The sequence below is a fragment of the Vibrio mediterranei genome, from assembly GCF_900088415.1.
GTDB lineage: Bacteria > Pseudomonadota > Gammaproteobacteria > Enterobacterales > Vibrionaceae > Vibrio > Vibrio mediterranei.
In genome coordinates this window covers 313,625-335,223 of sequence record NZ_FLLQ01000004.1, presented here as the reverse complement: position 1 = coordinate 335,223, position 21,599 = coordinate 313,625, and the positions used below count along the sequence as shown (strand labels likewise).

Sequence of the window (21,599 nt, the reverse complement as noted above, 5' to 3'; positions counted from 1 at the left end):
AAAAGGGAGTGTAAAGGTCGTGAGTGGTGAAAATAAAAACGCGATGAAGCCCGATGATTACTGGCGTGAGACCCTGAATGATGAACAGTACCGTGTGTGCCGACAGCAGGGTACTGAAGCACCTTTTAGTGGTACTCTACTACACAACCGTGTTACTGGCTTATACCATTGTACTTGCTGTGAAGCGCCACTTTTTCATTCTGAAAGCAAGTATGATTCAGGCTGTGGCTGGCCTAGTTTTGATGCACCGGTCGATCAAGAAGCCATTCGATTTTTAGAAGATCTAAGTCATGGTATGCAGCGAATCGAGATTAGATGTAAGGCATGTGATAGCCATTTAGGGCATGTTTTTGAAGATGGTCCTAAAACAACGGGGCAAAGGTACTGTGTCAATTCAGTGTCGTTAATTTTCAACAAAAGTGAAAGTAGTGATGTATCTGACTGATTCTATGTACCATTCTTTCATTTTGTAGAGATAAAAAACGGGCGCCATTGTGGAGCCCGTTTTTATTTCCAATAATTTAGTAAACTACTGAAGCACCAAGTCTCTCGTATAGCTTCCGTTATCAATGGCTTTCGCGACAGTTTTTGCCTGCTCGTTGAGAGAGCGATAGTCTTCTTCCGTTAACCCAAAAAGCAATCTGAGTTCGTTGTCTGAAGCGATGGGGATGTCAAACTCTTTGCCAACCATTGCCCAAAGATAGGATTGCTTTGGGAGGTCTAGGTTTTGAGTCACGCTTGCTAAAGACTTAATCACTTCTTTGTTGACGTGTTTTCCACCTGCCGAAAGCTCTAGAGAGCGATTTAATAGTTGATAGGTTTTTTGCTTATCTCGTGAAATATAATAGGTGGCGAGAGCATATTGCATGGAAGAGGTGTCAAGTACACCGGTATTTTCCATGGCTAAAAAGCGACGTTTTGCTGCTTGGCTTCCCGTTTCGCTCCAAAGAAAATAGAGTGTTTCGGGCGAAGTTGAACTCGCTAAATCTCGTGTGATTCGTTCTTGTTCTTCTATCGAATACATCAGGGCGTTAAATCTTTTTGCCTTGAGGTCGGCCTGTTCAATTGGCTGAATTTGTGACGCTAACTCTAGACACTTTCGATATTCCTTGAGCAGGTGATAGTCCTTGATTTGATTATTTTCACTAGGGCTGTCAAGCATCTCATAACGATGCCAAATAAGGTCTGTTCTCGCGATTCGGCATTGACCATCGTTTATATTTAATGAAGAACAGTTCAAACTGGGCTCGTTTTCGCAGAGCTGATCTGTGTTCTTGCGAGTTTCAAAACAGCCGGATAAAAGTGAAGTGGCTACTAAGGCGGATAGGAGATAAGGTAATTTCATTCTACTACTTGTGATCAATTACACTGATTTGTCGTACTCAACTTGACTCAGTGTATCATCACGTTATGGTTCGAGTAACGAATTAACCTCTCAGAACCGAAATTTAGCGGGTCTGAAAGTTCAAGCAAAAAGAAGGTTCAGTATGGACGTAGAACAACTCTTAGAAGCCATGACTCCGGATGTTTATGAGAGACTTCTGTATGCCACTGAAACTGGTCGCTGGCCAGAAGGTAGTAGATTATCTCAAGACCAAAGAGACTCTTGTATGCAAGCGGTAATGCTTTATCAATCGAAGCATAACGTAGACCCTCAGCATATGTCGGTCGCCGCAGGGGGCGAAATTAGCTTTAAAAGCAAAGCAGAGCTAAAAAAACAGTTCGGTGCAGAACAGCAAGACATAATGAGAGTTAAAGTGAGTAATGAATAAAAAAGGGGCGATGAGCCCCTTTTTTATTTTGCTTTCTGTTATCCAGCAAGTACATCAGTTGCAACTTTGTAGCTCGGATCTTCTTTCACATTGATCTCGACTAAGCTGCCCGCCTTTTGTAACAGTGCGCGGCAGTCTGGACTTAAGTGTCTCAAGTGAAGCGTTTTACCCACTGCTGCATAACGTTCCGCTAACGTCTCAATAGCTTCAATAGCTGAGTGGTCTGTAACACGCGAGTTAGCAAAATCAACGATGACATCTGCTGGGTCGTTCTTAGCGTCAAACAACTCTAGGAAGTTCGCTGCAGAGCCGAAGAAGATAGGTCCGTTAATTTGGTACTCTTTAGAGCCTTCAGCATTGACGCTGCTACTCGCGTAGATGTGTTTCGCGTGTTCCCAAGCGAACATAAGCGCAGAGACAACAACACCCACAGCAACCGCTACGGCAAGGTCAGTAAGAACGGTAACTACCGTAACCAGCACAATAACAAAGAAATCTTGTTTAGGTACACGGCGCGCAAGCTTAAAGGTCGCCCATTCGAACGTCCCAATCACAACCATAAACATTACGCCTACTAGTGCGGCTAACGGAATCATTTCGATAAGTGCAGCTGCAAAAAGAATAAACATTAGTAGTGCAACGGCTGCAACGATACCTGACAAGCGGCCACGACCACCAGAGTTCACGTTGATCATTGACTGACCGATCATGGCACAACCACCCATCGCGCCAAACACCGAACAGGTTACGTTTGCTAGACCCTGACCTACACATTCACGGTTAGATTGACCACGTGTATTGGTCATTTCATCAAGCACGGTCAGTGTTAATAGTGACTCGATTAAGCCGATTGCCGCCAAAATAATAGCGTATGGCAGAATGATCTGTAGGGTTTCAAGCGTCAATGGAACCGCTGGGATGGAGAACTCTGGAAGAGAGCCCGCCAACGTTGCGTTCATATCACCTGACATAGAACGCAGAAAATCGACAACGGTGCGTGTATCCAAACCAAGACCCTGAACCAATAAGGTAACAGTCACGATAGCAACTAACGATGATGGAACAGCGGTAGTTAGTTTAGGTAGAAAGTGAATAATCCCCATAGTCAACGCGACTAATCCAAGCATCAGCATCATTTGATCTTGAGGTAGCCAAGTTAAGGCACCTGAAAGGTCAGGAGCTTTAAATTGTCCAAGCTGTGCCAAGAAGATAACGATCGCAAGGCCGTTAACGAAGCCGATCATAACAGGGTGGGGTACCATGCGAATGAATTTCCCCAATTTAAATAAACCTGCACTGATTTGTAGTAGGCCTGCAAGCATAATAGCGGCAAAGAGATATTGTACTCCGTGAGTCGCTACTAGACTGACCATTACTACAGCCATTGCGCCTGTAGCGCCAGAGATCATGCCCGGACGGCCACCGAAGATAGAAGTGACTAAACCGACGATAAAGGCGGCGTATAGGCCAACCATTGGGTCAACACCGGCAACGAACGCAAAAGCAACCGCTTCTGGCACTAATGCCAATGCAACGGTAAGGCCGGATAGAACATCGTTTTTTACCGAGTGCTTGGAAAACTGTGGAAATTCAAACATGTAATTGTGCTTACTTATGTTGTTGGATTTATATGGATTTCATCCAGCGCAAATTGAGACGTTCAAAGTGTAGAATTACTATATGAATAGCATAGGTGAAAATGATTCGTCGTCATTATCCATTTTCTATATGACATAGATATGGCGCATTGTTGATGAAATAATCAAAGCTCGGCATGCTACCGAAATGTGAACAAAACTTCAATATTGAAAGAAAGTGTTTCGATGCTAAGTGGCATCTTTATGCCTACGATTTTCGCCAACGTTTCCCGAATAATAAAAAAGGCTGCGATATTCGCAGCCTTTTAAAGTTTTCCTTTCTACGTATTAGTAGGTAGGTTTTGTCATTACTGCTGACGCAGAGTCAGTTGCTACTTGGCTACCTGCACCCTTCTGTTGGTAACGCTCAGCTTTAATAGGTGCTGCGTTGATGATAATTTCACCAAGTTCTTGCTTGCCCTCAGCTTTAGCCATTGGTGCACTCGCGTGGCCCTTGAAGCTAACAACTGCTTTCTCTGCAACAAGGCTTACTGGAGTAGGTTCCACGATAGTAGGTTGCTCTTCAACCACTGCATTTTCAGCTACCGAGACTTCAACCATAGGTTCGGTTTCAACAACAGCTTCTGTAGCAGGCTCAACGATTGCTGGTGCAGCTTCTGCAACTGGTTCAGCAACAACTTGAACTGGTTCAACTACTGCTTCAACGACCGTTTGCTCAGCTTTTGGTTCTGTTACAACAGGTGCTTCAATAGCTTCAGGCTTACGCATTACGATAACCTTACCCATTGCCATCTCAGGCATAGCAACACCTGTGGTTGTGACTAGCTCTTTAACTTCCGCTTCAGGTTTCGCTTTCGCCTTAGGTTTCACAATGCCATAGCTCGGCATTACTTTACCCATCGCCATTTCAGGAGAAGCTACACCACCCTTACGTAGGCGGAATGGGTTAGGGCGACGATCACGACCACGACGACGACGTTGACCACTTGCACGTAAGTGACGAGGAGAGCGACGGTTACGACGTTGTTTGCCTTCCTCTTTCGCTGGAGCTTCTGTTGCCGCTTCAGGTGCTTGAGGCTTTTCTACCGCAGTTTGAGCTGTCTCAACAGACGCAACCTGAGTCGCTTGCTCTTCTTGTTGTGCTTTTTGATCTTTTACGCGCACTTGCTTAGAAAGCTTACGACGCTGACGGCGCTCTTTAACTTTCGCCGCTTTTTCTTCAGAACGAGGTGCTTTTTTCTCAGCTTGAACATCAGCTGCGATTTGTTGACCTTGCTCTTCTACTTTTGATTTGCCGGCTGCTTCATCGCGCTTTTTATTACGACGATCTTGCTGCTTACCGCGACGATTTTGCTGTTTGCGTGACTCTTGAGCATTGTCGTTAGACTCTTTCTCTTCGTCACGAGCAGGTTTGTTACGGCGATTCTTGTTACGATCATTATCGCGAGAATCTTTACTATTACGGCGACGTTGATCGTTGTTTCGATTACGACGCTGTCTGCCGTTGCGATTCTTAGGTGCTTCTTCTTGCTTCTCTGGTTCTTTCTTAGGCTCTTCATTTGAAGAGAAAAGTGAACCAATAGCAGAAAGGATGCGAGACATCAGACCAGGCTGCTTCTCTTCTTTCTTCACTTCTACCTTAGCTGGCTTACTTGGCTTAGGCGCTGGAGTCGGGGCGTTTTGAGTAGGTGTCGCAAAACCTTGCAGTGCAGGTTGCTCAATCTTACGCGGCTTAGCTTCGACTTCGGCTTCCTTGGCTTCAGCCTCTTTGAGTGCTTCTAGCTTTTTAGGTAGCAAGTATGACAACAGGTCTTGTTCCTCACCTTCACGAACACGAATTACCTCAAAATGAGGCGTTTCCATATCAGAATCAGGAACAATAGTGATCTTAACGTCTTGTACGCGCTCAATGTGGTTAATGGAGCGACGCTTTTCGTTTAGTAGGTAAGAAGCAATTGGCACTGGCACGATGGCAAGAGCTTGAGACGTGTTGTCTTTCAAGGCTTCTTCTTCGATGAGACGAAGTACTGATAGCGCTAATGACTCGTTATCACGTACCACACCAGTACCAGTACAACGCGGGCAAATGTGATGACTTGCTTCAGCCAAAGATGGGCTCAAGCGTTGACGAGACATTTCTAGTAGACCAAAACGAGAAATACGACCTATTTGAACACGGGCACGATCAATTCGTACTGCCTCGCGCAGACGGTTCTCAACCTCACGTTGGTGACGTACAGGTGTCATATCAATAAAGTCGATAACAACTAAGCCACCTAGGTCGCGAAGACGTAGCTGACGAGCAATTTCATCTGCTGCTTCAAGGTTAGTATTCAGTGCAGTTTCTTCGATATCGCTGCCTTTGGTAGCGCGGGCAGAGTTGATATCGATAGACGTAAGTGCCTCAGTTGGGTCAATAACAATAGAACCACCAGATGGAAGCCTCACTTCACGCTGGAACGCTGACTCGATCTGGCTTTCAATCTGATAGTGACTAAATAGCGGTACTTCACCTTCGTATTTTTTCACTCGGTTCACAAAGTCTGGTCGAACCAATTGAATGTGCTGGCGAGCACGCTCGTAGATGGTGTTGCTATCAATCAAGATCTCGCCGATATCGCGACGTAGGTAGTCACGAAGTGCACGAACGATAACGTTACTTTCTTGATGGATTAAGAACGGAGCAGGGTTTTGGTCTGCTGCACCCTTAATGTTTTCCCAGTTGTTTAGGAGGAAACGCAAATCCCACTCAAGCTCTTCGGCACTTTTGCCTACGCCCGCGGTACGAACGATTAGGCCCATACCTTGTGGTAGTTCTAGAGTGCTCAAGGCGGCTTTTAGTTCTGTACGCTCTTCACCTTCAATGCGACGAGAAATACCGCCAGCGCGAGGGTTGTTAGGCATTAGTACTAAGTAGCTACCTGCTAGAGAGATGAAGGTTGTCAATGCAGCACCTTTGCTACCGCGTTCTTCTTTCTCAACTTGCACGATCACTTCTTGGCCTTCACTCAAGACATCTTTGATGCTTGGGCGACCTTGGTAGGTGTAGCCTTCAGGGAAGTATTCGCGTGCAATTTCTTTGAGAGGGAGGAAACCGTGGCGTTCGGCACCGTAGTCAACAAAAGCGGCCTCTAGGCTAGGCTCAACTCGAGTGATACGTCCTTTGTAGATATTCGCTTTTTTAGATTCGTGACCTGGACTTTCGATATCAAGATCGAATAGTCGCTGGCCATCGACCAAAGCGACACGCAACTCTTCTTTTTGAGTTGCGTTGATTAACATTCTTTTCATTACAGAAATTCTCGTTGTATTTTCTTTGTTTTCATCATTGCTCTTGTCACAGTTTTCGTAAGTCGTGGTGCCGGATCCCATGGCTTTGTAAAATGCAGCCTCCCGGCTGGAAGGGATGCTCTTGGGCACTACAGTCTTCACACAGAACTTTCGCTGTGTGCTCCGCATATGTGGCGGTGATACTCAACACGATTACGTGAGTAGGTGACAAGGAAGTCTTAGCGATCAACGTCTTATGCCAGTTGCTGCGTCTCAAAACTAAGCGTTCTACTCATAGTTAAAATTGCTCAAAGATAATATCGACAAATCATAAATCGATTTTTATTACCTATTGCAGCTGTGAACTATAGCAGCGCAGCGAATTATCAGCAATCAGCTTTAGTATAAACCACAGAAAAAATTCTGATTATACCTAGGCAATGTACGTTTAATGTGCTGATTTTAAGCAATAATATCTCAGGGCGTGTAAAAGCTGGTTCAAACTGGTTGATTTCTATCCACAGCTTGTTCAGCCAATGGCTAAGAGTGCGTTGTTGATGGTTTTTCCACTATCTCATCGACAAAATTACCAATAGAAAGCGTTATTTTCTTGCTGCTTTGAATGTTATAATAGCGAAATGAGTGAAATTAGAACTAAAGTCCAATTTGTCGATATTGACGACGATATGGCTGGTCAGCGCATCGATAACTTTTTGCGCAACCAATTGAAAAACATTCCTAAGAGTGTTGTGTACCGAATCGTGCGCAAGGGTGAGGTACGGGTAAACAAAAAGCGTGTCAAAGCGGAATACAAGCTTCAAGCAGGGGATAGCGTCCGTATACCTCCTGTCACAATAGAAGAGAAGCAAGAAGAAGCGCCTATCAGCACAAAGTTGAATAAAGTGGCAGAGCTTGAGTCGCAAATTATTTATGAAGACGACCACATGCTCATCTTAAACAAGCCATCTGGAATTGCGGTTCATGGTGGAAGTGGTTTGAAGTTTGGTGCGATTGAAGCTTTAAGGGCGTTACGTCCACAAGCGCGCTTCTTAGAATTAGTACACCGCATAGATCGCGATACTTCGGGTATTCTTTTGGTTGCGAAGAAACGGTCTGCTTTGCGTCATTTGCAAGCACAGTTTCGTGAGAAGACGGTGCAAAAGTATTACTTTGCCCTAGTAATGGGGAAATGGAAGCCTAGTTGCCGAGTAGTAAAAGCGCCGCTGCTAAAGAATGAAGTGAATAGTATTGTTAGAGTTAACCCTAATGGAAAACCTTCAGAAACTCGCTTTAAGGTACTGGAGTCTTTTGAGCAGGCAACGTTGATTCAAGCAAGCCCAATTACCGGGCGTACCCACCAAATTCGAGTTCACACTCAATACACGGGCCATCCGATAGCATGGGATGATCGCTATGGTGACCGCCGATTTGATGCTTATACAGCGAAAGTAGGTCTAGACCGTTTGTTCCTGCATGCCGCAAACATTGTCTTCATGCATCCAGCGAATGATGAAAAAATGGAAATACATGCTGAGATGGAACCAAAGTTGCAGCAAGCGATTAAAAAGCTAAAAGCAGGCGTATAACCTAAGAGCTGTAACTAGAGCGGAGTGCTTCGATCCAGATGCACTCCGTTTTTGTCTTTAAGCGAGTGGAGAAATGCCTTGTTTCGCTAATAGAGTGACAAGGTCAATGAGAGGTAGTCCGACTAAAGTATTTGGATCTTTACCATCGAGTTGACTAAATAACGTGATACCGAGCCCTTCGCTCTTAAAACTTCCAGCACAGTATAGTGGTTGCTCCATATCGACATAACGCTCGATTTGAGTGGTCGTTAATTTTCGAAACGTCACATCAAAAGTATCAATAACGGTCTCCGATTGCTGAGTCTTGGTGTTGTAGACTGCCAGCCCAGTATAGAACCGAACAGTTTTTCCACTTTGCTGCTGGAGCTGGTGTATCGCATTGCTGCGAGTCAACGGTTTGCCAATAATTTTGCCATCGATGACGCAAACTTGATCGCTGCCGATAATGACAGCGTCTTTTTCGTTTTTTAAGGCACTCGCTTTTTCCAATGCAAGCCGCTGAACCAGCTCCGTTGCCGTTTCGTGCTCTTGTGCTGTTTCTTCAACGTTTGGTGCAATAGCTTCAAAGTCTAAACCTAATTTGGATAGAAGCTCTGCACGGTACGGAGACGTTGAGGCTAAAATGAGTCGAATTGTTTTCATTTTCGGACAGTTTTTCTTATCATAATTGCAGATTCTAGACATAATGTTAGATTCTTAATCTGTAGGCAAAAAAAGTACAACTTTTTAGCCTTTTTCTTTGACTAAATCCGTTTTGGAAGATAATATTCGCGCCCTATGCAAAAGGTAAAAATACCGCGAACTGTTGACCCGGGTAAGACAGCACAGAAAAGATTGGACTTTGATGGCATCATCCAAGTAAGTCTTTTTAAGCGTCTGAGCGAGTCAGTTAGTAGCGTAAAACGCGATGCTGAAGTGACATTGTCCTTCGGGCATGATGAACAGCGACTCGTTGTTATCTCTGGTAAAGCTAACATCGAAGTTGATTTGGAATGTCAGCGTTGTAATGAGATTTTCACACACCTGTGTGAAGTCCAATTCACTTATACTCCTTACTATAGTGAGAAAAGTGAAGAGGATGCACCGGAAGATTACGATTTGGTAGATCTTAATGAGTACGGTGAGGTCGATCTCATACAATTAGTTGAAGACGAGTTCATCTTAAACCTGCCTCAAGTCGCAATGCACGATATAGCAGATTGTAGCGTTGACTCAAACAACATGGTTTTTGGAGATATTCCGGAAGAGGTTCCAGAAGATAAGCCAAATCCATTTGATGTTTTAAAGAGCTTAAAGCGTGAGTAACACAGTTACTGACGTTTAAATTACTAACATAGGAGTAGGGTCCATGGCCGTACAAAAAAGCAAGAAGTCACGTTCTATGCGTGGCATGCGTCGTTCACATGATGCGCTAACTTCAGCTGCACTATCTGTAGACGCAACTTCAGGTGAAACTCACCTACGTCACAATGTGACTGCTGACGGTTACTACCGTGGCAAAAAGGTTATCAACAAGTAAGGTTGACCTTTGCATAATATAACCGTTGCACTTGATGCAATGGGCGGGGATTTCGGTCCTTCCGTAACAGTGCCTGCCGCCGTGCAGGCACTGTCGCTTTTCCCAGAGCTAAAAGTGGTTCTTGTCGGCGACGAACCGTCGATAAATACACAACTCAATCAACTAGGTTACCAACGCAGTACCCGTTTAGAGGTAATGCATAGTGACCGAGTCATCTCGAATTCAGAAAAGCCTTCCTTTGCGCTTAGAAACAGTCACGATACCTCAATGCGTATTGCGATTGATCTCGTTGAGTCAGAAAACGCTGATGCTTGCGTAAGCAGCGGTAATACTGGCGCATTAATGGCGTTATCTCGCTTCAGACTGAAACTATTACCAGGTATTGATAGGCCTGCTTTAGTCACTGCGTTGCCGACGGTATCGGGCAGCAAAACGTGGATGCTCGACTTAGGTGCCAATGCATCGGTCGATGCAGATTCTCTCTTTCAGTTTGCGGTCATGGGGAGTGCACTAGCAGAACAGCATTTGGGCAGAAAACCAAAAGTTGCCATTCTAAATATTGGCGCTGAAGAAATAAAAGGCAACGATCTTGTGAAACGTTGCGCTGAAATGCTTACCCAAACGCAATCTATAAACTATATTGGTTTCGTCGAAGGTAATGAGTTGTTACACGACGCTGCTGATGTTGTTGTTTGCGATGGATTTGTTGGAAACACAGCGTTGAAAGCGTGCGAAGGAACGGCTCAACTCATTTTAGATAAACTAAAAGCAAAACTAACCGCCTCTACATGGAAAGGATGGATAGCAAGAATATTGTTTTCCGATCTCATAACTGAGGTGAAAACACTGAACCCCGACCAGTATAACGGGGCAAGTTTGTTAGGATTGCGCGGCATTGTCATAAAAAGCCACGGAAGTGCTGATATTTCAGCACTTGTTCATGCAATAGGCGAAGCGGTTCACGAGGTTAAACGCCAAGTCCCGAACCAAATCAGCGATCGTCTAGAAGCAGTGTTACTCGAGAGGCAGTATTAGTCTTCATGTATAGCAAAATTTTAGGTACAGGCAGCTACCTGCCATCTCAGGTCCGTACTAACGCGGATCTAGAGAAAATGGTAGATACGACAGATGAATGGATCGTAACTCGCACAGGTATCAAAGAGCGACGAATTGCCGCAGAAGACGAAACTGTTGCAGATATGGGCTACGAAGCTTCGATAAAAGCTATCGAAATGGCTGGTATCGATAAAGATGACATTGATCTCATTATCGTAGCAACGACCAGCAGTAGCCATGCTTTCCCATCATCCGCATGTCAAGTTCAAGCAAAACTTGGTATTAAAGGTTGTCCCGCATTTGATATGGCGGCAGCATGTACTGGTTTCGTTTATGCACTCTCAGTCGCCGATCAGCATATTCGCTCTGGTATGGCTAAAAATGTTTTAGTTATCGGCTCTGATTGCTTATCGAAGACAGTTGAAGATATTGATCGTTCTACTATTATTCTGTTCGGCGACGCTGCAGGCGCAGTCGTACTGGGTGCTAGCGAAGAACCTGGCATTATTTCTACTCACCTATACGCTGATGGTCGATTTGGAGACTTGTTAAGTCTTGAGATGCCAGTACGCGGTGGTGAACTGGATAAATGGCTAAATATGTCAGGCAATGAAGTCTTTAAGGTTGCGGTGACACAATTGTCAAAGCTGGTCAAAGACACATTAGCGGCAAATGATATGGATAAGTCAGAACTAGACTGGCTTGTTCCGCATCAAGCGAACTATCGAATTATTTCAGCAACAGCTAAAAAGCTTGGTATGTCGATGGATCAAGTGGTGGTTACCCTTGATCGTCACGGTAATACCTCTGCGGCAACAGTTCCTACTGCACTAGATGAAGCAGTACGTGATGGCCGCATTAAACGTGGACAAAATCTGTTGCTAGAAGCCTTTGGTGGTGGATTTACTTGGGGATCGGCGCTTGTTCGCTTCTAATCCCAGCAAAATCCAAACCAATACTAATTTAGATTGCGTTGTTTAAGGAAATAACGATGAGTAATTTTGCAATCGTGTTCCCTGGTCAGGGTTCACAAACAGTTGGAATGCTTGCAGAACTGGGCGAGCAATATGATGTAGTTAAAGCAACATTTGCTGAAGCATCTGAGGCGCTAGGTTATGACTTATGGGCACTTGTTCAGAATGGCCCTGCTGAAGATCTAAACCAAACTCACCGTACACAGCCAGCATTGCTAGCCTCTTCAGTTGCTATTTGGCGTGTATGGCAGGAGCAAGGACTAGAACAGCCTGCTCTTTTGGCAGGTCACAGTCTTGGTGAGTACTCTGCATTAGTTTGTGCTGGTGTTATCGATTTTAAAGAAGCGATCAAACTGGTTGAGCTTCGCGGCCAATTAATGCAAGAAGCAGTACCAGCAGGTGTTGGTGCAATGTATGCGATCATCGGTCTTGATGATGAGTCTATTGCTAAAGCTTGCGAAGAAGCTGCTCAAGGGGAAGTCGTTTCTCCAGTTAACTTTAACTCTCCAGGTCAAGTAGTTATCGCTGGTAATAAAGCGGCAGTAGAACGTGCTGGTGCACTTTGTAAAGAAGCAGGTGCAAAACGTGCTCTTCCTTTACCTGTGTCAGTACCATCTCACTGCGCACTGATGAAGCCTGCTGCCGATAAACTCGCAGTTGCTCTAGACGCGCTTGAATTTAATACGCCAGAAATATCAGTGATTAACAATGTTGATGTTGCCGCTGAAACTGACCCAGCGAAAATCAAAGATGCATTAGTTCGTCAACTTTACAGCCCAGTTCGTTGGACTGAAGGTGTTGAGAAAATGAGCGAGCAAGGCGTAGAGAAATTGCTGGAACTTGGTCCTGGTAAAGTACTAACAGGTCTAACGAAGCGAATCGTTAAGACATTGAGTGCTGCAGCAGTTAACGATGCTGCGTCACTTGAAGCGGTAAAATAAAAGGAACGCGATAATGATGAACCTTGAAGGCAAAATTGCCTTAGTAACAGGTGCTAGCCGTGGTATCGGTCGCTCAATTGCTGAGCTATTGGTAGAGCGCGGTGCAACAGTAATCGGTACAGCAACATCTGAAAATGGTGCTGCGGCGATCAGCGAGTATTTAGGTGAGAATGGTAAAGGTTTGGCACTAAACGTGACAGATACCGACTCAATCGAAGCAGTACTAAAGCAGATCAACGCTGATTTTGGTGCGATCGACATTCTTGTAAACAACGCTGGTATCACACGCGACAACCTTCTCATGCGTATGAAGGACGACGAGTGGACAGATATCATGGACACTAACCTAACGTCTATCTTCCGTCTGTCTAAAGCAGTACTACGCGGTATGATGAAGAAACGTCAAGGTCGTATCATCAACGTAGGTTCTGTTGTTGGTACTATGGGTAACGCAGGTCAAACTAACTACGCGGCAGCGAAAGCGGGCGTAATTGGTTTTACTAAGTCAATGGCACGTGAAGTTGCATCTCGCGGTGTGACCGTGAACACAGTTGCACCAGGTTTTATCGAAACAGATATGACAAAAGCACTGAATGATGAGCAACGAGCTGCTACACTAGCCAACGTACCTGCTGGTCGTTTAGGTGACCCTCGTGAAATTGCATCTGCTGTTGCATTCCTTGCATCGCCAGAAGCGGCATACATCACAGGTGAGACACTTCACGTAAATGGTGGCATGTACATGGTTTGATCTGTGCAACATTTGTGCATGATTTAAGTCAAAAATGTGCTGAATTTCGGTTAAATTCGCTAAAATTGTGGTTTGACCAGCAAGGACCCCCTTGCAACTTTCAATAGTTCGAATAAACTACGGAAACATCGCATAAAGCGAAATCTGTAAAGGAAAAGAAAAATGAGCAACATCGAAGAACGCGTAAAGAAAATCATTGTTGAACAGCTAGGTGTAGACGAAGCAGAAGTTAAGAACGAAGCTTCTTTCGTTGACGATCTAGGTGCAGATTCTCTAGATACAGTTGAGCTAGTAATGGCTCTAGAAGAGGAATTCGACACTGAGATTCCTGATGAAGAAGCTGAGAAGATCACTACTGTTCAAGCTGCTATCGACTACGTAAACAGCGCTCAGTAATATCTCTTTCCAGGCGGCCTTCTGGCCGCCTGTGTTTTTTTAAACGTCTTCTATCCTTTCAAATAGAATCACAAATATCCCGGAGAATAAAATCGTGTCCAAGCGTCGTGTTGTTGTCACTGGCATGGGTATGTTGTCACCGGTAGGCAACACCGTAGAATCTTCATGGAAAGCCCTTTTGGAGGGTAAGAGTGGTATCGTAAATATTGAACATTTCGATACAACCGATTTTTCAACTCGTTTCGCTGGCTTAGTAAAAGACTTTGATGGTAGTGAATACGTGTCTAAGAAAGATGCTAAGAAAATGGATTTGTTTATCCAATACGGCATCGTAGCAGGCATGCACGCTCTCAAAGACTCAGGTCTAGAAGTCACACCAGAAAACCAACACCGTGTCGGTGTAGCTATTGGTTCTGGTATTGGTGGTCTTGACCTAATCGAAGCGGGACATCAAGCGTTGGTAACGAAAGGCCCTCGTCGTGTAAGCCCTTTCTTTGTACCTTCGACTATCGTAAACATGGTTGCTGGCCAACTTTCTATTCTTGCTGGTCTTCGTGGTCCTAACATCGCAATCTCTACTGCATGTACGACTGGCCTTCACAATATCGGTCATGCTGCACGTATGATTGCATATGGTGACGCTGAAGCAATGGTAGCGGGTGGCGCAGAAAAAGCTTCAACTCCACTTGGTATGGCTGGCTTTGGTGCAGCTAAAGCGCTATCTACCCGTAACGATGAACCACAAAAAGCGTCACGTCCTTGGGATGTTGACCGCGATGGCTTCGTACTGGGTGACGGTGCAGGCATGATCGTTCTTGAAGAGTATGAGCATGCTAAAGCACGTGGTGCGAAAATTTATGCCGAGCTTGTTGGTTTTGGTATGAGTGGTGACGCTTACCATATGACTTCACCAAGTGAAGATGGTTCTGGTGGCGCTTTGGCTATGGAAGCTGCACTTCGTGATGCAGGCATTACTGGTGAACAAATCGGTTATGTGAACGCTCACGGTACCTCAACACCAGCTGGTGACGTAGCTGAGATCAAAGGCATTAAACGCGCTCTTGGCGAAGAAGGTGCGAAGAAAGTGCTAGTATCATCGACAAAATCGATGACAGGCCACTTACTAGGCGCAGCTGGTTCAGCGGAAGCGATCATCACTATAATGTCTTTGGTAGATCAAATTGTCCCACCAACGATTAACCTAGATAATCCAGACCCTGAGTGCGATGTAGACCTAGTTCCACATACTGCACGCAAAGTTGACATGGAATATGCACTTTGTAACTCATTTGGATTTGGCGGTACTAACGGTTCATTGATTTTCAAAAAGATGTAACCCGCGGTAATCGTACAAGACACTTGTATTCAAACGGCTTGATGCTTAGCATTAAGCCGTTTTGTTTTTAAAGGAAGAACTATGTTTTGGCGTGATGGAAATCAAGTCGACCATGTTTCAGTTACGGACAGAAGTTTTCAATATGGTGACGGTTGCTTTACAACGATTCTGACTAAGTCAGGCAAACTGCAGTTGTGGGATCAGCATGTGAAGCGAATGGAACGGGCGCTGCTTCGTCTGAAGATGGCACCCGTAGATTGGCAGCAGATGAAGGCTGAACTTGAGCGAGTTGTTTCACGCAAAGCACTGGCCGGCATCAAAATACATGTAAGCCGTGGTGAAGGAGGGCGAGGTTATAGCCCTAGCGTAAATCGGGGCCCCTTGATTACTCTAAACCAGTTCGATTTCCCTGTTGGTTATATCGAATTACGTCAGCTCGGCCTTGAACTGTCACTTTGCGATGTCGCATTGGGGTTAAACCCGTTGCTGGCGGGATTAAAGCATAACAATCGTCTGGAGCAAATCCTTGCAAAGGAACAAGTTGAACATAGTGACCGTCTGGACGGCATCGTGTTGGATATTAACGGCAACGTAATCGAAACCACAATGGCAAATATCTTTTGGTTTAAGGATGGTGTGCTTCACACGCCAAGTCTTGATATGGCCGGAGTAGAAGGTGTTATGCGTGAAGAAGTTTTACGAGTTGCAAATCAAGACGAGCTACCAATCTTAATCGACTCGTTTAAGCTCAACACATTGATGTCCGCAGATGAGATATTCGTTAGCAATTGTATTTTAGGGGTTGCACCCGTAACCAAAATTCAGGATGCTCAATTCCCTATTGGAAATATGACAAGACGTATTCAGGAGAAGTTAGGTCAGTGATAAAGAAGTTTTTGTTTGCAGTGGTTGTCTTAGGAGCAATTGCTTTAGGTGGCTTTTTATATATTAAACAGAGTGTAAACGAATTTATCGCTCAGCCGTTGAATATTGAACAACCACATCTTGTTACCGTGGAGCGTGGTAATAATCTCAATACGGTCATCTCAACATTTGTAGAAGACCAATGGATTAAGCCTACTCAATTTTCATCTCTTGTTCGTCGTTTTCATCCGAACCTGACTCAAATAAAAGTGGGTACCTTCGAAGTCCTACCTGGGATGACTTTTGAGCAAGCACTCAACGCAATCATTGATGGTAAAGAATATCAACTCGCGATCACTTTTATCGAAGGGTCTACTTTCAAAGAGTGGCGAGAGCAGTTCAAACAAGCAGAATATCTTGAGCATGAGACTGATACGTTAACAGAAGCTGAAATTGCGCAGCAATTGGGTATTGAACGTGAAAAGCTAGAAGGGCTTTTTCTCGCTGAGACCTATCATTATTCTGTTGGTGATAGCGATTTAGACATCTTGAAGCGTGCTCATCGAAAGCTGAACATTATCCTAGAGCAGAGTTGGGACGCTCGACAAGACAAATTACCTTTAAAGAATAGCTATGAGGCGCTAATACTCGCTTCAATCATTGAAAAAGAAACGTCGGTACCATCAGAAAGAGAGCGAGTGGCGTCCGTCTTCGTGAATCGACTCAATAAACGTATGCGACTTCAAACCGATCCTACCGTTATTTACGGAATGGGCGATCGTTATGATGGCAATATTAGAAAGAAAGACCTCCGAGAAGCAACGCCATATAACACTTATGTCATCAATGGCTTGCCACCTACGCCAATTGCTATGCCAGGCAAAGCGTCTATCTTAGCTGCAGTAAATCCAGAAGATAGTAATTACTTGTACTTTGTTGCGAGCGGTACAGGTGGACATGTATTTTCTAAAAATCTACGAGACCACAATAGAGCGGTCCAACAATACTTAAGACAATTAAGAAGTAAAAAATGAGCCAAGCAAAATTTATCGTTATTGAAGGACTAGAAGGTGCAGGGAAAAGCACTGCGATCAGTACGTTGCGAGCTGAGTTGGATGCAGCTGGCATTCAGGACATCGTTAATACACGCGAACCTGGAGGGACTGTCCTAGCAGAAAAAATGCGAGCCTTGGTCAAAGAAGAACATGAAGGCGAGCCGCTGCAAGACCGCGCTGAGTTACTGTTAATGTATGCATCACGTATCCAGTTGGTTGAGACAGTGATCAAGCCGGCGTTAGCAAAAGGTGCTTGGGTAATTGGTGATAGACATGACATGTCTTCGCAAGCATACCAAGGCGGTGGTCGTGAAATTGATCAGGCTGTGATGACTTCCCTAAAGCATATTGCCATTGGTGAATTCAAGCCAGATTTTACTTTGTATCTGGACATCGACCCACGTCTAGGTCTTGAGCGTGCACGTGGACGAGGTGAACTCGACCGAATCGAAAAAATGGACATTAGTTTCTTTGAGCGTACCCGTGAGCGCTATCTTGAAATGGCGACTAATGATGAGTCAGTTGCCATTATTGACGCGAGCCAGAAGATTGAAGACGTACAGCACTCGATCCAGCAAGCTGTGCGTACTTGGTTAGCAAAGCAAAAAGGGTAATCTATGCAAGTCTATCCATGGTTAGTACCAACTTGGTCGAAGCTTAAGGATAACCTTGAACGCCAGCACGTGCCCGGAGCGATGTTGATTCAAGCTAAGGTAGGCTTAGATCCGGAATCAATGATTGAACGATACGTTGCAGGGTTGATGTGTCAAAACGACAAGTCTGAACCTTGCGGTTTCTGCCATTGTTGCGATTTACTTAAGGCTAGTGGACATCCTGATGTTCACTATGTGCTTCCCGAGAAAGATAAGAAATCATTATCCGTTGAGCAGATACGACAAGCAAACAAGTGGGCATTAGAGTCTTCTCAGTTTGGTCACTATCGAGTTATTGTTATTCCTCAAGCCGATCGTATGAATGCCTCGGCCGCTAATGCGCTGTTAAAAACACTCGAAGAGCCTCCGGCGCAATGTTTATTTATTTTGTCGACTGAGAACACCAAGTTATTGCTGCCAACGATCATAAGTCGTTGTGAAGTTTGGCATGTTTCATCGCCTTCCGAACAAATGTGTATTGACTGGGTTAGCCAAGAGATAGGAAAGTCCGTTCCTCGTCATTCGGCACTACTTTGCCATTTTGAACCTATTTCGACGCGTCAGTTTGTAGAGTCGGGACAAGACAAAGAGTATCAAGCGTTAATTGGAGCCTTCATCGGTTTTATTCGTAGTGATGGTTTAGATACGAATGAATTTATTACAACGTTAACGAAGAATAGTAGCGAGCTTTCTACCCAGCTCAATTGGTTATGGTTACTTCTTAGCTGTGCTCAAAAATCTTCCTTAGGTATTGATATTCAGACCTCTTTACCTGAAGCGAGTCAAATTGCTGAAGTGTACAGTTACGAAAGCCTATATACGCATGCTCAGTCGCTGCAGGCGCTGAGTGAGCAATTACGTTCCTTCCCTGGCCTTAACATTGAATTACTCGTGGCTGATTGGCTTTATGGGTTGAACTAAGTCTAGAATTAGTCATTGCGTTATATTACTTTGAACGGCGTTGGCTAATGCGAAAGCTTGTTAATCATTATCAAATTTAAGTTAGAAAATTATGTTTGTAGATTCCCACTGCCACCTAGACAAACTCGACTATGACGATGTCCATTTGGACATTCAAGATGTTATTCAGAAAGCGAAAGCAGCGAATGTCGAGAAGTTGTTATCAGTTGGTGTGACATTAGGTTCCTTTCCAAAGATGTTGGAGTTAATCGAACCGTATTCAGAGGTTATGGCGTCATGTGGCGTCCATCCATTAGACGTTGAGAGTGACTTTTCTCTTGAGCTGTTTAAGCAATATGCCTCACATAACCGAGTGGTGGCTATTGGTGAAACAGGGCTGGATTACCACTATCAACCGGAAACAGCCGCCCTTCAGAAAACCCGATTTGAGCAACAGGTCGAGGTAGCGGTTGAGGTTAATAAGCCTCTGATTATTCATACTAGAAACGCACGTGAAGACACTTTAGCTATTCTGAAAAATGGTTCAGCTGACAAGTGTGGTGGTGTCATACATTGTTTTACAGAAGATTTGCCATTTGCTCAAGCAGCGATGGAGTTAGGCTTCTACATCTCTATCTCTGGAATTGTCACTTTTAGACAAGCCAAAGAGCTTAAAGAGGTGGTAAAACAGCTACCTTTAGAGCGATTACTTATTGAAACGGATTCGCCTTACCTAGCTCCAGTTCCTCATCGAGGGAAAGAGAATCATCCGGCTTATGTAGTTGAAGTTGCAGCATACATAGCACAATTAAAAGGGGTCTCACTTAAAGAAGTCGGTGAAAAAACAACCCAAAACTACCACAATCTATTTTTGCGATAAAAAATAAGTTTACCACTAAGAATGATTAAAAAAGGCGCACATTGCGTCTTTTTTGTTTTCTAAAATTGAAAAAGTCAAAAAAAGTTAATGTTCACCAAATCTGTTGAGGAAAAAGTAGTGAGTCTGCACAAACTGTAATTATGTTACGTAAAATAACTTAGGAGTGTATTTTATTCACTGCGTAAAATTAATTGATGACAATATTAATATTAATAAAAACAATGACTTATTTTAATTGTAAAGCATTACATTTTGGCCGATGAACTGTGATCTAAACGTAGTTTTGAAACTAAATTTCGTAAGTGTGTAGAAACCATGAGGAGCATCAATATATATTTAGAGGCAGAAAATATAATTCAATTCGTGGTTACATTTTCTATGGGTGCTAACATTTAAGGCTACGGGGGTGTGCCGTTAGAGCCCATAAACTAATAACTTTATCAGGAGCATAAACATGTTTAAGAACCTTTTTGCTAACCTGCAAAAAGTTGGTAAGTCTCTGATGCTACCAGTGTCAGTACTACCAGTTGCAGGTATTCTACTTGGGGTAGGTGCTGCCAACCTTGGCTTCATCCCAGATGTTGTTTCTAATCTAATGGAACAAGCTGGTGGTTCAGTATTCGGCCAAATGGCTCTTCTATTCGCTGTGGGTGTTGCACTAGGCTTCACTAATAACGATGGTGTTGCAGGTCTTGCTGCAATCGTTGGTTACGGCATCATGACTGCTACGTTAAGCGTTATGGCTGGCGTAATGGGTGTTGAAAAAATCGATACAGGTGTACTAGGTGGTATCCTTGTCGGTGGTGTGGCTGCTTGGGCATTCAACCGTTTCTTCAAAATTCAGCTTCCAGAATACCTTGGCTTCTTCGCTGGTAAGCGTGCTGTGCCAATCATCACTGGTTTCACTGCAATTGCACTAGGCATCGTACTGTCTATCGTATGGCCACCAATCGGTTCTGCAATCGGTGCATTCTCTCACTGGGCTGCTGAGCAAAACCCACAACTAGCATTCGGTATCTACGGTGTTGTTGAGCGTTCTCTAATTCCATTCGGTCTACACCACGTTTGGAACGTACCATTCTTCTTCGAAGCAGGTACTTGTGTAAACGCAGCGGGCGAAACTCAAAACGGCGTACTAACTTGTTACCTAGTTGCAGACGAAGCATCTCGTGCTGCTGGTAATGGCTTCGGTCAGCTAGCGGGTGGTTACATGTTCAAGATGTTCGGTCTACCAGCTGCTGCAATCGCTATTGCACACTGTGCTAAACCTGAGAACCGCGCAAAAGTTATGGGTATCATGGCTTCTGCAGCACTAACATCGTTCCTAACAGGTATTACTGAGCCAATCGAATTCTCATTCCTATTCGTTGCTCCAGTACTATATGCAATCCACGCTCTACTAGCTGGCTCTGCATACGTTGTTGCTAACACTCTAGGCTTTGTGCATGGTACTTCATTCTCACACGGTCTAATCGACTTCCTAGTTCTTTCTGGCCACGCTCAGAAGATGGGTCTGATGATTGGTGTTGGTCTAGTTTACGCGGCAATCTACTACTTTGTATTCCGTACCGTTATCACTGCAATGGACCTTAAGACTCCAGGTCGTGAAGACGAGTCTGAAGATGCAACTGCAGCAGTTTCTGGTAACGAAATGGCTGGTGAACTAGTTGCGGCATTCGGTGGTAAAGCTAACATCACAGGCTTAGACGCATGTATTACTCGTCTACGTGTAGCGGTAGCTGACACTGAAATCGTCGACCAAGACAAGCTTAAGCAACTTGGTGCAGCAGGTGTGGTTGTAGTATCTGGTGGTGTTCAAGCTATCTTCGGTACTAAGTCAGATAACCTGAAAACAGATATGGACGAGTGGATTCGTAACCACGGCTAATCAACACGTTCAATAACAATTGAAAAGGGAAGCATTTGCTTCCCTTTTTTTGATCGTATGGAGTGGAAATTCTTGCTCTCTGTTTTCCTCGTCATGACATTCGGACAACTTGCCTCTCTAGAATGCCGTTATTCCAACTTACATGCCAGAAGACACAAGC

At 44.4% G+C, this 21,599-nt stretch carries 21 protein-coding genes; 17 read left to right on the top strand and 4 right to left on the bottom strand.

Going from position 1 to position 21,599, the window contains the following annotated elements; translation table 11 throughout:
* Positions 1-43: 43 nt before the first annotated feature.
* Positions 44-445 carry a peptide-methionine (R)-S-oxide reductase MsrB gene (gene msrB / locus VME0621_RS14000; protein WP_062460417.1) on the top strand — a complete coding sequence of 134 codons (402 nt, stop codon included), beginning with the start codon at positions 44-46 and terminating at the stop codon, positions 443-445.
* A gap of 84 nt (positions 446-529) precedes the next feature.
* On the opposite strand, the gene VME0621_RS13995 is transcribed toward msrB, so the two are convergent.
* On the bottom strand, positions 530-1,345 hold the full coding sequence (locus tag VME0621_RS13995; protein WP_062460384.1) for a DUF2989 domain-containing protein: 816 nt from the start codon (positions 1,343-1,345) through the stop codon (positions 530-532).
* A 142-nt stretch (positions 1,346-1,487) separates the two neighbouring features.
* Between VME0621_RS13995 and VME0621_RS13990 the strand changes: the two genes are divergently transcribed.
* Positions 1,488-1,772, top strand: a complete 285-nt coding sequence (locus tag VME0621_RS13990; RefSeq protein ID WP_038229970.1) for a YeaC family protein — start codon at positions 1,488-1,490, stop codon at positions 1,770-1,772.
* Positions 1,773-1,810: 38 nt separating this feature from the next.
* Here the strand turns inward: VME0621_RS13990 and VME0621_RS13985 are convergent, their stop codons facing one another.
* Together VME0621_RS13985 and rne are read right to left on the bottom strand one after the other, a co-directional pair.
* Complete coding sequence (locus tag VME0621_RS13985) at positions 1,811-3,370, bottom strand: SulP family inorganic anion transporter (RefSeq protein ID WP_038229971.1); 1,560 nt, start codon at positions 3,368-3,370, stop codon at positions 1,811-1,813.
* Between the two features lie 327 nt (positions 3,371-3,697).
* Complete coding sequence (rne, locus tag VME0621_RS13980) at positions 3,698-6,661, bottom strand: ribonuclease E (RefSeq protein ID WP_062460415.1); 2,964 nt, start codon at positions 6,659-6,661, stop codon at positions 3,698-3,700.
* A 617-nt stretch (positions 6,662-7,278) separates the two neighbouring features.
* Here rne and rluC point away from each other — a divergent pair.
* Entirely contained in the window at positions 7,279-8,226 is a 948-nt protein-coding gene (gene rluC / locus VME0621_RS13975) for a 23S rRNA pseudouridine(955/2504/2580) synthase RluC (RefSeq protein WP_006075500.1), read from the top strand.
* A gap of 57 nt (positions 8,227-8,283) precedes the next feature.
* Here the strand turns inward: rluC and VME0621_RS13970 are convergent, their stop codons facing one another.
* Entirely contained in the window at positions 8,284-8,868 is a 585-nt protein-coding gene (locus tag VME0621_RS13970) for a Maf family protein (protein ID WP_038229972.1), read from the bottom strand.
* A 135-nt stretch (positions 8,869-9,003) separates the two neighbouring features.
* Between VME0621_RS13970 and yceD the strand changes: the two genes are divergently transcribed.
* The 14 genes from yceD to ptsG all read left to right on the top strand — a co-directional run bounded on the left by yceD (position 9,004) and on the right by ptsG (position 21,439).
* Positions 9,004-9,531: a 23S rRNA accumulation protein YceD gene (gene yceD, locus VME0621_RS13965; RefSeq protein WP_031493500.1), complete on the top strand. Its 528-nt coding sequence runs from the start codon at positions 9,004-9,006 to the stop codon at positions 9,529-9,531.
* A 43-nt stretch (positions 9,532-9,574) separates the two neighbouring features.
* Positions 9,575-9,745 (top strand): 50S ribosomal protein L32, encoded by a 171-nt coding sequence (gene rpmF, locus VME0621_RS13960; RefSeq protein ID WP_031493499.1) that lies wholly within the window; start codon positions 9,575-9,577, stop codon positions 9,743-9,745.
* Between the two features lie 9 nt (positions 9,746-9,754).
* Positions 9,755-10,780, top strand: coding sequence for a phosphate acyltransferase PlsX (gene plsX / locus VME0621_RS13955; RefSeq protein WP_031493498.1), 1,026 nt, complete (start codon positions 9,755-9,757; stop codon positions 10,778-10,780).
* Positions 10,781-10,785: 5 nt separating this feature from the next.
* Positions 10,786-11,736 carry a beta-ketoacyl-ACP synthase III gene (locus VME0621_RS13950; RefSeq protein ID WP_038229973.1) on the top strand — a complete coding sequence of 317 codons (951 nt, stop codon included), beginning with the start codon at positions 10,786-10,788 and terminating at the stop codon, positions 11,734-11,736.
* A 56-nt stretch (positions 11,737-11,792) separates the two neighbouring features.
* Positions 11,793-12,716 carry an ACP S-malonyltransferase gene (gene fabD, locus VME0621_RS13945; RefSeq protein ID WP_038229975.1) on the top strand — a complete coding sequence of 308 codons (924 nt, stop codon included), beginning with the start codon at positions 11,793-11,795 and terminating at the stop codon, positions 12,714-12,716.
* 16 nt (positions 12,717-12,732) lie between these two features.
* Positions 12,733-13,467 (top strand): 3-oxoacyl-ACP reductase FabG, encoded by a 735-nt coding sequence (fabG, locus tag VME0621_RS13940; RefSeq protein WP_062460413.1) that lies wholly within the window; start codon positions 12,733-12,735, stop codon positions 13,465-13,467.
* A gap of 162 nt (positions 13,468-13,629) precedes the next feature.
* A complete protein-coding gene (acpP, locus tag VME0621_RS13935; RefSeq protein ID WP_004406112.1) occupies positions 13,630-13,863 on the top strand; it encodes an acyl carrier protein in 234 nt (77 codons plus the stop codon).
* Between the two features lie 94 nt (positions 13,864-13,957).
* Positions 13,958-15,199 carry a beta-ketoacyl-ACP synthase II gene (gene fabF, locus VME0621_RS13930; RefSeq protein ID WP_006075090.1) on the top strand — a complete coding sequence of 414 codons (1,242 nt, stop codon included), beginning with the start codon at positions 13,958-13,960 and terminating at the stop codon, positions 15,197-15,199.
* 81 nt (positions 15,200-15,280) lie between these two features.
* Entirely contained in the window at positions 15,281-16,084 is an 804-nt protein-coding gene (gene pabC / locus VME0621_RS13925; RefSeq protein WP_062460383.1) for an aminodeoxychorismate lyase, read from the top strand.
* Complete coding sequence (gene mltG, locus VME0621_RS13920; RefSeq protein WP_062460381.1) at positions 16,081-17,097, top strand: endolytic transglycosylase MltG; 1,017 nt, start codon at positions 16,081-16,083, stop codon at positions 17,095-17,097. Before pabC ends, mltG begins: the two co-directional genes overlap by 4 nt.
* Positions 17,094-17,732: a dTMP kinase gene (gene tmk, locus VME0621_RS13915; RefSeq protein WP_038229980.1), complete on the top strand. Its 639-nt coding sequence runs from the start codon at positions 17,094-17,096 to the stop codon at positions 17,730-17,732. Before mltG ends, tmk begins: the two co-directional genes overlap by 4 nt.
* A gap of 3 nt (positions 17,733-17,735) precedes the next feature.
* Positions 17,736-18,692, top strand: a complete 957-nt coding sequence (locus VME0621_RS13910) for a DNA polymerase III delta subunit-related protein (RefSeq protein WP_062460380.1) — start codon at positions 17,736-17,738, stop codon at positions 18,690-18,692.
* Between the two features lie 91 nt (positions 18,693-18,783).
* Positions 18,784-19,551 carry a TatD family hydrolase gene (locus tag VME0621_RS13905; RefSeq protein WP_062460379.1) on the top strand — a complete coding sequence of 256 codons (768 nt, stop codon included), beginning with the start codon at positions 18,784-18,786 and terminating at the stop codon, positions 19,549-19,551.
* Positions 19,552-20,005: 454 nt separating this feature from the next.
* On the top strand, positions 20,006-21,439 hold the full coding sequence (gene ptsG / locus VME0621_RS13900) for a PTS glucose transporter subunit IIBC (RefSeq protein WP_062460377.1): 1,434 nt from the start codon (positions 20,006-20,008) through the stop codon (positions 21,437-21,439).
* Positions 21,440-21,599: the final 160 nt, after the last annotated feature.

What these genes read in the sequence shown, in the direction of transcription:
- VME0621_RS13995 (WP_062460384.1), bottom strand. Translation starts at nt 1,345, where the DNA reads ATGAAATTACCTTATCTCCTATCCGCCTTAGTAGCCACTTCACTTTTA.
- VME0621_RS13950 (WP_038229973.1), top strand. Translation starts at nt 10,786, where the DNA reads ATGTATAGCAAAATTTTAGGTACAGGCAGCTACCTGCCATCTCAGGTC.
- fabD (WP_038229975.1), top strand. Translation starts at nt 11,793, where the DNA reads ATGAGTAATTTTGCAATCGTGTTCCCTGGTCAGGGTTCACAAACAGTT.
- VME0621_RS13985 (WP_038229971.1), bottom strand. Translation starts at nt 3,370, where the DNA reads ATGTTTGAATTTCCACAGTTTTCCAAGCACTCGGTAAAAAACGATGTT.
- pabC (WP_062460383.1), top strand. Translation starts at nt 15,281, where the DNA reads ATGTTTTGGCGTGATGGAAATCAAGTCGACCATGTTTCAGTTACGGAC.
- msrB (WP_062460417.1), top strand. Translation starts at nt 44, where the DNA reads ATGAAGCCCGATGATTACTGGCGTGAGACCCTGAATGATGAACAGTAC.
- rne (WP_062460415.1), bottom strand. Translation starts at nt 6,661, where the DNA reads ATGAAAAGAATGTTAATCAACGCAACTCAAAAAGAAGAGTTGCGTGTC.
- VME0621_RS13970 (WP_038229972.1), bottom strand. Translation starts at nt 8,868, where the DNA reads ATGAAAACAATTCGACTCATTTTAGCCTCAACGTCTCCGTACCGTGCA.
- rluC (WP_006075500.1), top strand. Translation starts at nt 7,279, where the DNA reads ATGAGTGAAATTAGAACTAAAGTCCAATTTGTCGATATTGACGACGAT.
- VME0621_RS13905 (WP_062460379.1), top strand. Translation starts at nt 18,784, where the DNA reads ATGTTTGTAGATTCCCACTGCCACCTAGACAAACTCGACTATGACGAT.
- fabG (WP_062460413.1), top strand. Translation starts at nt 12,733, where the DNA reads ATGAACCTTGAAGGCAAAATTGCCTTAGTAACAGGTGCTAGCCGTGGT.
- VME0621_RS13910 (WP_062460380.1), top strand. Translation starts at nt 17,736, where the DNA reads ATGCAAGTCTATCCATGGTTAGTACCAACTTGGTCGAAGCTTAAGGAT.
- tmk (WP_038229980.1), top strand. Translation starts at nt 17,094, where the DNA reads ATGAGCCAAGCAAAATTTATCGTTATTGAAGGACTAGAAGGTGCAGGG.
- VME0621_RS13990 (WP_038229970.1), top strand. Translation starts at nt 1,488, where the DNA reads ATGGACGTAGAACAACTCTTAGAAGCCATGACTCCGGATGTTTATGAG.
- acpP (WP_004406112.1), top strand. Translation starts at nt 13,630, where the DNA reads ATGAGCAACATCGAAGAACGCGTAAAGAAAATCATTGTTGAACAGCTA.
- rpmF (WP_031493499.1), top strand. Translation starts at nt 9,575, where the DNA reads ATGGCCGTACAAAAAAGCAAGAAGTCACGTTCTATGCGTGGCATGCGT.
- ptsG (WP_062460377.1), top strand. Translation starts at nt 20,006, where the DNA reads ATGTTTAAGAACCTTTTTGCTAACCTGCAAAAAGTTGGTAAGTCTCTG.
- yceD (WP_031493500.1), top strand. Translation starts at nt 9,004, where the DNA reads ATGCAAAAGGTAAAAATACCGCGAACTGTTGACCCGGGTAAGACAGCA.